We start from the raw sequence: 13200 nt of genomic DNA, 5'->3' as shown, positions 1-13200 counted from the left end.
CGCCGGGCGTTATGTCCGTGTGGTGGGGTTGTCAGGAGTACGCCCGTTGCGCAGACGCTAGTTCTGCGGCGGGTGCTCACGGGTGGAATATCAACAAATAGCGGCCGCCGGTTCTTCGCCGGCACCCAGTACGGACACCCGCCCTTGCGGCGGTGGTCCTGGAACGGTGCGGGAGAGGGGTCAGCGGTTTAGTGTTTGGCACACTGTTGGGTCCTGAGACAACAGGACCGGGAGGGTTTTTCCTTTCCGGGACTTGTGTTTCTGGTTTCCTGGCTGCACCGAGCATGCATGTTTCGGCCCCTTGGGGTTGTGTGTGTGGGGTGTGTGGTACGGGGTTGTTGTTTGAGAACTACATAGTGGACGCGAGCATCTTTTATAAGAAGCAATTTCCAAGAATATGAACCTGGATCTGTGCTGTTGCTCCGGTGGTGCCTTTTGGTGTTGCTGTGGTGATGGTGTGGTTTCTGTGGTTCTCTCGAAAATTACTCCTTGATCTTTTGTGGTCAAGTTTTTAAGAGCACACGGTGGATGCCTTGGCATTAGGAGCCGAAGAAGGACGTAGGAATCTGCGATAAGCCTGGGGGAGTCGATAACCGGACTGTGATCCCAGGGTGTCCGAATGGGGAAACCCCGCCAGGGGCGCGAGCTGCCTGGTGACCCGCATCTGAACACATAGGGTGCGTGGAGGGAACGCGGGGAAGTGAAACATCTCAGTACCCGCAGGAAGAGAAAACAATAGTGATTCCGTCAGTAGTGGCGAGCGAACGCGGATCAGGCTAAACCGTTCCATGTGTGATAGCCGGCGGGCGTTGCATGGTCGGGGTTGTGGGACTTCCCACTCCAGCTCTGCCGGGCTGGGAAGGTGAGAGTGCTGGCATAGGTGAACGGTCTTGAAAGGCCGGCCGTAGAGGGTGTGAGCCCCGTAACCGAAATGTTGTGCACCGCCTGGTGAAGTATCCCAAGTAGCACGGGGCCCGAGAAATCCCGTGCGAATCTGTCAGGACCACCTGATAAGCCTAAATACTCCCTAATGACCGATAGCGGACCAGTACCGTGAGGGAAAGGTGAAAAGTACCCCGGGAGGGGAGTGAAACAGTACCTGAAACCGTGTGCTTACAATCCGTCGGAGCCTCCGCAGCTTGCTGTGTTGGGGTGACGGCGTGCCTTTTGAAGAATGAGCCTGCGAGTTAGTGTTACGTCGCGAGGTTAACCCGTGTGGGGAAGCCGTAGCGAAAGCGAGTCTGAATAGGGCGTTGCAGTGGCGTGATCTAGACCCGAAGCGAAGTGATCTACCCATGGCCAGGTTGAAGCGACGGTAAGACGTCGTGGAGGACCGAACCCACTTCAGTTGAAAATGGAGGGGATGAGCTGTGGGTAGGGGTGAAAGGCCAATCAAACTTCGTGATAGCTGGTTCTCCCCGAAATGCATTTAGGTGCAGCGTTGCGTGTTTCTTACCGGAGGTAGAGCTACTGGATGGCTAATGGGCCCTACAAGGTTACTGACGTCAGCCAAACTCCGAATGCCGGTAAGTGAGAGCGCAGCAGTGAGACTGTGGGGGATAAGCTTCATAGTCGAGAGGGAAACAGCCCAGACCACCAACTAAGGCCCCTAAGCGTGTGCTAAGTGGGAAAGGATGTGGAGTTGCGAAGACAACCAGGAGGTTGGCTTAGAAGCAGCCATCCTTAAAAGAGTGCGTAATAGCTCACTGGTCAAGTGATTCCGCGCCGACAATGTAGCGGGGCTCAAGTACACCGCCGAAGTTGTGGATTTCAGACATTAGCCAAGCCCTTGTGGTTCAGGCGTCTGGAGTGGTAGGGGAGCGTCGTGTGGGCAGTGAAGTCGCGGTGGAAACCAGCGGTGGAGCCTACACGAGTGAGAATGCAGGCATGAGTAGCGAAAGACGGGTGAGAAACCCGTCCGCCGGATGATCAAGGGTTCCAGGGTCAAGCTAATCTGCCCTGGGTAAGTCGGGACCTAAGGCGAGGCCGACAGGCGTAGTCGATGGACAACGGGTTGATATTCCCGTACCGGCGAAAAACCGCCCATGCTGAACAGGGGATACTAACCGCCCGAAACCTGCCTGACCGCCCTTGTGGTGGAAGGGTTTTGGTGGAGCGCGGGACCTGATCCTGGGAGGCAAGCGTATTAACAGGTGTGACGCAGGAAGGTAGCCGAGCCGGGCGATGGTTGTCCCGGTCTAAGGATGTAGGGCGAACGGTAGGCAAATCCGCCGTTCATGATGCCTGAGATCTGACGGGACCCCCGTATGGGGGGATTCGGTGATCCTATGCTGCCGAGAAAAGCATCGACGCGAGGTTTTAGCCGCCCGTACCCCAAACCGACACAGGTGATCAGGTAGAGAATACTAAGGCGATCGAGAGAATTATGGTTAAGGAACTCGGCAAAATGCCCCCGTAACTTCGGGAGAAGGGGGGCCCCAACCTTGAACACCACTTGCTGGTGGGAGGGGATCGGGGCCGCAGAGACCAGGGGGAAGCGACTGTTTACTAAAAACACAGGTCCGTGCGAAGTCGCAAGACGATGTATACGGACTGACTCCTGCCCGGTGCTGGAAGGTTAAGAGGACCGGTTAGCCGCAAGGCGAAGCTGAGAATTTAAGCCCCAGTAAACGGCGGTGGTAACTATAACCATCCTAAGGTAGCGAAATTCCTTGTCGGGTAAGTTCCGACCTGCACGAATGGAGTAACGACTTCCCCGCTGTCTCAACCATAAACTCGGCGAAATTGCAGTACGAGTAAAGATGCTCGTTACGCGCAGCAGGACGGAAAGACCCCGAGACCTTTACTATAGTTTGGTATTGGTGTTCGGAGTGGCTTGTGTAGGATAGGTGGGAGACGTTGAAGCCCGGACGCCAGTTCGGGTGGAGTCATCGTTGAAATACCACTCTGGTCACTTTGGACATCTAACTTCGGCCCGTAATCCGGGTCAGGGACAGTGCCTGATGGGTAGTTTAACTGGGGCGGTTGCCTCCTAAAAAGTAACGGAGGCGCCCAAAGGTTCCCTCAGCCTGGTTGGCAATCAGGTGTCGAGTGTAAGTGCACAAGGGAGCTTGACTGTGAGAGAGACATCTCGAGCAGGGACGAAAGTCGGGACTAGTGATCCGGCGGTACATTGTGGAATGGCCGTCGCTCAACGGATAAAAGGTACCTCGGGGATAACAGGCTGATCTTGCCCAAGAGTCCATATCGACGGCATGGTTTGGCACCTCGATGTCGGCTCGTCGCATCCTGGGGCTGGAGTAGGTCCCAAGGGTTGGGCTGTTCGCCCATTAAAGCGGTACGCGAGCTGGGTTTAGAACGTCGTGAGACAGTTCGGTCCCTATCCGCTGCGCGCGCAGGAAATTTGAGAAGGGCTGTCCTTAGTACGAGAGGACCGGGACGGACGAACCTCTGGTGTGTCAGTTGTACTGCCAAGTGCACCGCTGATTAGCTACGTTCGGATGGGATAACCGCTGAAAGCATCTAAGCGGGAAGCTCGCTTCGAGATGAGATTTCCATACACCTTGTGTGTGAGAGGCCCCCAGCCAGACCACTGGGTTGATAGGCCGGATGTGGAAGCGAGGACTAACGACTCGTGAAGCTGACCGGTACTAATAGGCCGATAACTTACACCACACACCACCCCGCAAACGGATTCAAAAGCGTTTGCACCCAGGGGTGGTACAAAGAAACAAGACTGCTTGCGTCCACTATGTGGTTCCCAACCAACAAACCCGTTGCTTGAGGAACAAAACCACAACCAAATAACAACACCACAGATGTTGTAACCACAGTTTTCCCCACCCCCAACACACGGGTGCGTGGCGGAGCAAGGGTTACGGCGGTCATAGCGTGGGGGAAACGCCCGGTCCCATCCCGAACCCGGAAGCTAAGACCCACAGCGCCGATGGTACTGCACCCGGGAGGGTGTGGGAGAGTAGGTCACCGCCGGAACACCATTCAGGTCGAGGACCCCAACCACCAGGTTGGGGTCCTCCCGCATTTAACCCCCCTTTCCGGGCTTGACCCGGCGCTCCCGGCGGCTAGCTCCTGCTCAGATGCCCTCCGGGCGGCGCACCGGTAATTCGTGCCGCCGGCACCGTCTCTCGAAAACTTGGCCAGCGGCAATTCGCCCTCGACCACGCTGTTGCCCCCGGCTTCATTCGGCTTCGGGCACGCCGTCCCCTGACCCTTCCGCTGACTTGAGCTTCCGGCGTCTGCGCCGGCGCCAGGCGATCACTAGGCCGAGCACGACGAAGGGGACCAGCACCCAACCGCCGATGTCGAGAGCGTCACCGATTGCATTGGCCAGTGCCCCGGCCAAATAGGCGAGAACGCTGAGGCTCGCGACCCAGGCAATGGACCCCGTGATAGTCCAGAGCAGAAAATTGGGCCACGGCATCTTGGCAGCCCCTGCGGCAATGGCGCCCCAGAGCCGAACGACAATGACCCAGCGGCCGAAGAACAAGGCCTTGCCGCCGTGCCGTTCGAAGAACGACTCCAGCTGGATGATGCGATTCTCATCGGCGTGGAAGCGCTGTGCAAGTCGCAGCATGAATGGACGACCTCCCACCCGCCCAAGTACGTAGCCAATAGTGCTCCCGAGCATGGCGCCCAGGCTGCCGACGGCGATAACGGCGGCAAGGTTCAGATCTCCATGGCGCGCCGAGGCGTAGGCTCCAAGCAGTACGGCCACGGCGGGAAGCGGTACGCCGGCACACTGGGCCAGCACAATCACAAAGACGCCGAAGTAGTACGCCCAATCGTCCGCAGTCCCTGCTTCCGTCGCGACGTAGCCTGCCCAGCCGAGCGCCATGAAGCGGAGGGCAGCCAATCCGGTCATCGCTCACACCTCACTCCCGCTCCGCCGTGGTTCATCATGGCGGTCCCCGCACTGCCCGCGTTAGTTATGCGGTCGCGACCCCCGCGACGACACCGGGATGGCCCCTGTATACGCTTGTGCCCCGGGCCGCGTCAAGAGCACGCTGCGGAGACAGCGCGGCCCGGCTCGCCCTGGTTCGGGGACGACCCAACTTCCGCTGGACCACGCCCCGCGCAGCACTCCCTACGCTCCGGTCCCCGCATGGCACCACCAGTGGCCGCCTGACTGGCCAGCGATGGGTCGCGGCGCATCCGACTGGGGTTAATCGCTCGGGGGGCGTCGGGTCCTTCGACGCGGACACGGTCTTGCGTGAATTCAACGCTGCCCGCCTCCGGATGGACTGGGAGCCCAAGAGCAGCTGATCTTTCTGCGTCACAGAGTGGCTTGCCATATATGTGATTCCATAGCGGCATGTTGATACTTCCAAGCACAGAGGACTCCCTCCTGGTGCGCACGACCTTCGGCAACGAAGACGCCTGGATGGATGCGCTTTCCACTGTGCTTAGCGAGAATGACGATGGATTCCGCGCCTACGTGAAGGTCGTTGATGACATTGCCTGGGATCAGGTCGGCTGGGAACAAGTTCGCCAGGCGGCTATGGCCGGCAATGAACACGCATCGGTCCTGTTCATTGTGGACAGTGTCGCTCTTGAACCGGGGCATCCGATACAGGTCATTGATCTGAGCACGGAATCGCGCCGGCCGTTCCGATGCATTGCGCGCGAACTCTGGGGAGTCGATAACAACCTAAGCATCGCGAACATGGACTGGCAAGAGTTCGCAGATAGGACAGACGGTGGCGGTGTCTTCAGGGGTTTTGCCTGACAGTTCTTGCGGCTTCGGTGTATTGGGATAGGGCCGAAGCCCTGGGATGACCGCGGCGGATCCAGAGCCGCGAGGGGTCAGGCAACCGGCAGGCGTCCGGGAACCCGGCTGCGCCACCTCTCGAACGACACCTCGAAGGCCGCGCCCGTGCTTCGAGGCCGCGCGACCACAGCCGGCATCCGCGGATTCACATGTTCCCAACCCCTGTAGTACCCGTGCCCAAAGTGGCTACAACATGCGAAAGTCGCTGCAGAGCTCAAACCCTGCCAGGCGGGAGGGTTGGATCGCAGTCTGGACCAGACGGCATCGGGAGTAGTCCGCCAGTGTCACGGCCCCTTTGCGGCGGGCGTCCGACGACACGATGGTCTGCTTCGCTGCCGTTGCCTGGGGACGCCATGCCGGGGCTGTGCTGCTGCCGGCGGGGGTTAGGCCGTGATCGTCCATGCCCGGTTGCGTGCCGTGGTGATGCACTGCACAGTGGTGGTTTGTGGGGGTGGTGGGTCTGGTGGGGTTGTTTTGGGTGGGTTTGGGTTGTGGTGGCGGGGTTTTTGGGTGGTGGGGTGGGTGTGGGGGGTGGAGTTGCGGTGGGGGCGTGGTGGGTGTATTGTTTTCTAAGTCGCCGCGAGGGAGACCAGCGGAAATGCTGGGAACCGGAGGCGGCCAATCCCCTAAATTTCAAGACCGGATCTGGTCGGCGTTTTGTGCGCTCCGGGTTCGGGTGGGGCGGGTCGGATGGTTTGCGGGTCGCGGAAACGCTGATTTGCAAAGCGGTCCGGACTCGGGTAAGTTTGAAAAGTTGCTCCGGAGCGATCCTCGACCGAAAAGGTTGTGGTGGTGCCGGGTGTGTCTGTTGTTTGAGAACTCAATAGTGTGCCAAGTTTGTTGATACCAATTTATTGTATTGAATTGGTTGAATTTGCCGGGCCCGCCACCCCGTGGTGTGGTCTGGTGTTATTTGGCTGGTTTCAAATTTTGTGCAGCGTGTGCATCCCGTTTTCCCGGGGGCGCATGTTGTGTCTGTTTTACTTCAACGGAGAGTTTGATCCTGGCTCAGGATGAACGCTGGCGGCGTGCTTAACACATGCAAGTCGAACGATGATCCGGTGCTTGCACCGGGGATTAGTGGCGAACGGGTGAGTAACACGTGAGTAACCTGCCCTTAACTCTGGGATAAGCCTGGGAAACTGGGTCTAATACCGGATATGACTCCTCATCGCATGGTGGGGGGTGGAAAGCTTTATTGTGGTTTTGGATGGACTCGCGGCCTATCAGCTTGTTGGTGAGGTAATGGCTCACCAAGGCGACGACGGGTAGCCGGCCTGAGAGGGTGACCGGCCACACTGGGACTGAGACACGGCCCAGACTCCTACGGGAGGCAGCAGTGGGGAATATTGCACAATGGGCGCAAGCCTGATGCAGCGACGCCGCGTGAGGGATGACGGCCTTCGGGTTGTAAACCTCTTTCAGTAGGGAAGAAGCGAAAGTGACGGTACCTGCAGAAGAAGCGCCGGCTAACTACGTGCCAGCAGCCGCGGTAATACGTAGGGCGCAAGCGTTATCCGGAATTATTGGGCGTAAAGAGCTCGTAGGCGGTTTGTCGCGTCTGCCGTGAAAGTCCGGGGCTCAACTCCGGATCTGCGGTGGGTACGGGCAGACTAGAGTGATGTAGGGGAGACTGGAATTCCTGGTGTAGCGGTGAAATGCGCAGATATCAGGAGGAACACCGATGGCGAAGGCAGGTCTCTGGGCATTAACTGACGCTGAGGAGCGAAAGCATGGGGAGCGAACAGGATTAGATACCCTGGTAGTCCATGCCGTAAACGTTGGGCACTAGGTGTGGGGGACATTCCACGTTTTCCGCGCCGTAGCTAACGCATTAAGTGCCCCGCCTGGGGAGTACGGCCGCAAGGCTAAAACTCAAAGGAATTGACGGGGGCCCGCACAAGCGGCGGAGCATGCGGATTAATTCGATGCAACGCGAAGAACCTTACCAAGGCTTGACATGGGCCGGACCGGGCTGGAAACAGTCCTTCCCCTTTGGGGCCGGTTCACAGGTGGTGCATGGTTGTCGTCAGCTCGTGTCGTGAGATGTTGGGTTAAGTCCCGCAACGAGCGCAACCCTCGTTCCATGTTGCCAGCGCGTAATGGCGGGGACTCATGGGAGACTGCCGGGGTCAACTCGGAGGAAGGTGGGGACGACGTCAAATCATCATGCCCCTTATGTCTTGGGCTTCACGCATGCTACAATGGCCGGTACAAAGGGTTGCGATACTGTGAGGTGGAGCTAATCCCAAAAAGCCGGTCTCAGTTCGGATTGGGGTCTGCAACTCGACCCCATGAAGTCGGAGTCGCTAGTAATCGCAGATCAGCAACGCTGCGGTGAATACGTTCCCGGGCCTTGTACACACCGCCCGTCAAGTCACGAAAGTTGGTAACACCCGAAGCCGGTGGCCTAACCCCTTGTGGGAGGGAGCTGTCGAAGGTGGGACTGGCGATTGGGACTAAGTCGTAACAAGGTAGCCGTACCGGAAGGTGCGGCTGGATCACCTCCTTTCTAAGGAGCACCTACAACCACCCTGCCGGGCGTTATGTCCGTGTGGTGGGGTTGTCAGGAGTACGCCCGTTGCGCAGACGATTGTTCTGCGGCGGGTGCTCACGGGTGGAATATCAACAAATAGGTGCCTGGCGGCACAGGCCGGCAGCAAGTACGGATCCTCGCTCTTCTTCGGAAGTGAGGGGGTCTTGGAACGCAGGCCGGAATGAACTGCTGGGTAGTGTTTGGCACACTGTTGGGTCCTGAGACAACAGGACCATGGCCTGCGGGCCGCGGTGTCTTCCCTTCGGGGAGGGTGCGCGGGTTGCGGGGTGTGGGACTTGTGTTTCTGGTTTCCTGGCTGCACCGATCATACGGTTGGTCCCTTTTGTGGGGCTCGTGTGGGGTGTGTGGTACGGGGTTGTTGTTTGAGAACTACATAGTGGACGCGAGCATCTTTTATAAGAAGCAATTTCCAAGAATATGAACCTGGATCTGTGCTGTTGCTCCGGTGGTGCCTTTTGGTGTTGCTGTGGTGATGGTGTGGTTTCTGTGGTTCTCTCGAAAATTACTCCTTGATCTTTTGTGGTCAAGTTTTTAAGAGCACACGGTGGATGCCTTGGCATTAGGAGCCGAAGAAGGACGTAGGAATCTGCGATAAGCCTGGGGGAGTCGATAACCGGACTGTGATCCCAGGGTGTCCGAATGGGGAAACCCCGCCAGGGGCGCGAGCTGCCTGGTGACCCGCATCTGAACACATAGGGTGCGTGGAGGGAACGCGGGGAAGTGAAACATCTCAGTACCCGCAGGAAGAGAAAACAATAGTGATTCCGTCAGTAGTGGCGAGCGAACGCGGATCAGGCTAAACCGTTCCATGTGTGATAGCCGGCGGGCGTTGCATGGTCGGGGTTGTGGGACTTCCCACTCCAGCTCTGCCGGGCTGGGAAGGTGAGAGTGCTGGCATAGGTGAACGGTCTTGAAAGGCCGGCCGTAGAGGGTGTGAGCCCCGTAACCGAAATGTTGTGCACCGCCTGGTGAAGTATCCCAAGTAGCACGGGGCCCGAGAAATCCCGTGCGAATCTGTCAGGACCACCTGATAAGCCTAAATACTCCCTAATGACCGATAGCGGACCAGTACCGTGAGGGAAAGGTGAAAAGTACCCCGGGAGGGGAGTGAAACAGTACCTGAAACCGTGTGCTTACAATCCGTCGGAGCCTCCGCAGCTTGCTGTGTTGGGGTGACGGCGTGCCTTTTGAAGAATGAGCCTGCGAGTTAGTGTTACGTCGCGAGGTTAACCCGTGTGGGGAAGCCGTAGCGAAAGCGAGTCTGAATAGGGCGTTGCAGTGGCGTGATCTAGACCCGAAGCGAAGTGATCTACCCATGGCCAGGTTGAAGCGACGGTAAGACGTCGTGGAGGACCGAACCCACTTCAGTTGAAAATGGAGGGGATGAGCTGTGGGTAGGGGTGAAAGGCCAATCAAACTTCGTGATAGCTGGTTCTCCCCGAAATGCATTTAGGTGCAGCGTTGCGTGTTTCTTACCGGAGGTAGAGCTACTGGATGGCTAATGGGCCCTACAAGGTTACTGACGTCAGCCAAACTCCGAATGCCGGTAAGTGAGAGCGCAGCAGTGAGACTGTGGGGGATAAGCTTCATAGTCGAGAGGGAAACAGCCCAGACCACCAACTAAGGCCCCTAAGCGTGTGCTAAGTGGGAAAGGATGTGGAGTTGCGAAGACAACCAGGAGGTTGGCTTAGAAGCAGCCATCCTTAAAAGAGTGCGTAATAGCTCACTGGTCAAGTGATTCCGCGCCGACAATGTAGCGGGGCTCAAGTACACCGCCGAAGTTGTGGATTTCAGACATTAGCCAAGCCCTTGTGGTTGGTTCAGGCGTCTGGAGTGGTAGGGGAGCGTCGTGTGGGCAGTGAAGTCGCGGTGGAAACCAGCGGTGGAGCCTACACGAGTGAGAATGCAGGCATGAGTAGCGAAAGACGGGTGAGAAACCCGTCCGCCGGATGATCAAGGGTTCCAGGGTCAAGCTAATCTGCCCTGGGTAAGTCGGGACCTAAGGCGAGGCCGACAGGCGTAGTCGATGGACAACGGGTTGATATTCCCGTACCGGCGAAAAACCGCCCATGCTGAACAGGGGATACTAACCGCCCGAAACCTGCCCTAGCACCCTTCGGGGTGTGTGGGTTTTGGTGGAGCGCGGGACCTGATCCTGGGAGGCAAGCGTATTAACAGGTGTGACGCAGGAAGGTAGCCGAGCCGGGCGATGGTTGTCCCGGTCTAAGGATGTAGGGCGAACGGTAGGCAAATCCGCCGTTCATGATGCCTGAGATCTGACGGGACCCCCGTATGGGGGGATTCGGTGATCCTATGCTGCCGAGAAAAGCATCGACGCGAGGTTTTAGCCGCCCGTACCCCAAACCGACACAGGTGATCAGGTAGAGAATACTAAGGCGATCGAGAGAATTATGGTTAAGGAACTCGGCAAAATGCCCCCGTAACTTCGGGAGAAGGGGGGCCCCAACCTTGAACACCACTTGCTGGTGGGAGGGGATCGGGGCCGCAGAGACCAGGGGGAAGCGACTGTTTACTAAAAACACAGGTCCGTGCGAAGTCGCAAGACGATGTATACGGACTGACTCCTGCCCGGTGCTGGAAGGTTAAGAGGACCGGTTAGCCGCAAGGCGAAGCTGAGAATTTAAGCCCCAGTAAACGGCGGTGGTAACTATAACCATCCTAAGGTAGCGAAATTCCTTGTCGGGTAAGTTCCGACCTGCACGAATGGAGTAACGACTTCCCCGCTGTCTCAACCATAAACTCGGCGAAATTGCAGTACGAGTAAAGATGCTCGTTACGCGCAGCAGGACGGAAAGACCCCGAGACCTTTACTATAGTTTGGTATTGGTGTTCGGAGTGGCTTGTGTAGGATAGGTGGGAGACGTTGAAGCCCGGACGCCAGTTCGGGTGGAGTCATCGTTGAAATACCACTCTGGTCACTTTGGACATCTAACTTCGGCCCGTAATCCGGGTCAGGGACAGTGCCTGATGGGTAGTTTAACTGGGGCGGTTGCCTCCTAAAAAGTAACGGAGGCGCCCAAAGGTTCCCTCAGCCTGGTTGGCAATCAGGTGTCGAGTGTAAGTGCACAAGGGAGCTTGACTGTGAGAGAGACATCTCGAGCAGGGACGAAAGTCGGGACTAGTGATCCGGCGGTACATTGTGGAATGGCCGTCGCTCAACGGATAAAAGGTACCTCGGGGATAACAGGCTGATCTTGCCCAAGAGTCCATATCGACGGCATGGTTTGGCACCTCGATGTCGGCTCGTCGCATCCTGGGGCTGGAGTAGGTCCCAAGGGTTGGGCTGTTCGCCCATTAAAGCGGTACGCGAGCTGGGTTTAGAACGTCGTGAGACAGTTCGGTCCCTATCCGCTGCGCGCGCAGGAAATTTGAGAAGGGCTGTCCTTAGTACGAGAGGACCGGGACGGACGAACCTCTGGTGTGTCAGTTGTACTGCCAAGTGCACCGCTGATTAGCTACGTTCGGATGGGATAACCGCTGAAAGCATCTAAGCGGGAAGCTCGCTTCGAGATGAGATTTCCATACACCTTGTGTGTGAGAGGCCCCCAGCCAGACCACTGGGTTGATAGGCCGGATGTGGAAGCGAGGACTAACGACTCGTGAAGCTGACCGGTACTAATAGGCCGATAACTTACACCACACACCACCCCGCAAACCCACCTTCAAAAGGGGTTTGCACCCAGGGGTGGTACAAAGAAACAAGACTGCTTGCGTCCACTATGTGGTTCCCAACCAACAAACCCGCTACCGCGGCACGTTGCACAGGAACCGACAACAAAATAACAACACCACACCTGCGGCCACACGCCGCAGCGAACATGTTGTAACCACTAGTTTTCCCCCACACCCAACACACGGGTGCGTGGCGGAGCAAGGGTTACGGCGGTCATAGCGTGGGGGAAACGCCCGGTCCCATCCCGAACCCGGAAGCTAAGACCCACAGCGCCGATGGTACTGCACCCGGGAGGGTGTGGGAGAGTAGGTCACCGCCGGAACACCATTAACGGTCGAGGACCCCAACCACCAGGTTGGGGTCCTCCCGCATTTAACCCCCCTTTCCGGGCTCGGGCCCGTGGCTCCCGACGGCCCGGCCCCGGGGACCGGCCCCCGCCAGACCCGGGCATACGTGCCCAGTCAGGCCCGGGTTAGGGCCGGCGAGAACATCGGTCACAGGGCCCGCCACGAGCGCTTCGCGGGTCCCGCGCAGCAGGCAGTGGCATCCATAGCGCGCGCCGGCGTCGTGTCTGCAGACACACAGTCGCGGCCGACCAGGACCCTGGGGCCGGTCCCCAACTGGCAGCCCCCGGCTGGCTATCCGGCGGCGGAAAGTCCGCCGGTGGGGACCTCGGCGGATCCCGCGGAAGCGGCGGCGACGAGGGGGCTTCCGCTCTCGGCGCAATTTGACCGCGATCGGCGCCGATTCCAGTGATTTTCTCCAAAAAAGGCCGAAAACACGCGGAATTTGCCACCTCTGAGGCGCCAAGCTGGTAAGTTTTCGAACAGTGGTTTGTACGCATGCCGTGTGCAGGCTCCAAAAATCGTGACCGTCCAGGAGGACATAAATGGCTAAGAACCGTAGTGAACTTGTTGCAGAGGTAGCAGGCAAGGCCGGCACCAGCCAGGCAGCAGTCAACTCCGTGCTCGACGCACTGTTCGAGGTCTTCGAGACCTCCGTCGCCGCGGGCGAGAAGATCACCATCCCGGGCTGGCTCGCCGTCGAGCGCACCGACCGTGCAGCTCGCACCGGCCGCAACCCGCAGACCGGCGAGACCATCCAGATTGCCGCTGGCCACAGCGTCAAGCTGACCGCCGGCTCCAAGCTGAAGGCTGCAGTCGCCAAGAAGAAGTAGTCTTCTTCGCGGGCTTGAAAGGA

3 protein-coding genes and 5 rRNA genes are annotated in these 13200 nt (G+C 58.2%); 7 read left to right on the top strand and 1 reads right to left on the bottom strand.

The window, feature by feature from the left end; all coding sequences use genetic code 11:
• Positions 1-501 precede the first annotated feature (501 nt).
• Both ABH915_RS21050 and rrf (ABH915_RS21045) read left to right on the top strand, forming a co-directional pair.
• Positions 502-3636 (top strand): 23S ribosomal RNA (locus ABH915_RS21050).
• Between the two features lie 201 nt (positions 3637-3837).
• Positions 3838-3954: ribosomal RNA gene (gene rrf / locus ABH915_RS21045) — 5S ribosomal RNA — on the top strand.
• 205 nt (positions 3955-4159) lie between these two features.
• Here rrf (ABH915_RS21045) and ABH915_RS21040 read toward each other — a convergent pair.
• Positions 4160-4843: a DedA family protein gene (locus ABH915_RS21040; RefSeq protein WP_370124894.1), complete on the bottom strand. Its 684-nt coding sequence runs from the start codon at positions 4841-4843 to the stop codon at positions 4160-4162.
• Positions 4844-5329: 486 nt separating this feature from the next.
• Between ABH915_RS21040 and ABH915_RS21035 the strand changes: the two genes are divergently transcribed.
• The 5 genes from ABH915_RS21035 (at position 5330) to ABH915_RS21015 (ending at position 13177) form a co-directional block, all read left to right on the top strand.
• A complete protein-coding gene (locus ABH915_RS21035) occupies positions 5330-5707 on the top strand; it encodes a hypothetical protein (RefSeq protein ID WP_370124893.1) in 378 nt (125 codons plus the stop codon).
• A gap of 1027 nt (positions 5708-6734) precedes the next feature.
• A 16S ribosomal RNA gene (locus tag ABH915_RS21030) occupies positions 6735-8261 on the top strand.
• A gap of 566 nt (positions 8262-8827) precedes the next feature.
• Positions 8828-11967: ribosomal RNA gene (locus ABH915_RS21025) — 23S ribosomal RNA — on the top strand.
• 238 nt (positions 11968-12205) lie between these two features.
• Positions 12206-12322, top strand: a 5S ribosomal RNA gene (rrf, locus tag ABH915_RS21020).
• The 16S, 23S and 5S rRNA genes sit together here, the layout of an rRNA operon.
• Positions 12323-12889: 567 nt before the next feature.
• Positions 12890-13177 carry an HU family DNA-binding protein gene (locus tag ABH915_RS21015; protein WP_011776355.1) on the top strand — a complete coding sequence of 96 codons (288 nt, stop codon included), beginning with the start codon at positions 12890-12892 and terminating at the stop codon, positions 13175-13177.
• Positions 13178-13200: the final 23 nt, after the last annotated feature.

It is taken from the genome of Arthrobacter sp. MW3 TE3886, from assembly GCF_041262145.1.
Taxonomy (GTDB): domain Bacteria; phylum Actinomycetota; class Actinomycetes; order Actinomycetales; family Micrococcaceae; genus Arthrobacter.
This window is presented reverse-complemented; position numbering and strand designations above follow the sequence as displayed.

Excerpts from the sequence above, each read along its gene's own strand:
- ABH915_RS21040 (WP_370124894.1), bottom strand. The coding sequence starts at position 4,843 with ATGACCGGATTGGCTGCCCTCCGCTTCATGGCGCTCGGCTGGGCAGGC.
- ABH915_RS21015 (WP_011776355.1), top strand. The coding sequence starts at position 12,890 with ATGGCTAAGAACCGTAGTGAACTTGTTGCAGAGGTAGCAGGCAAGGCC.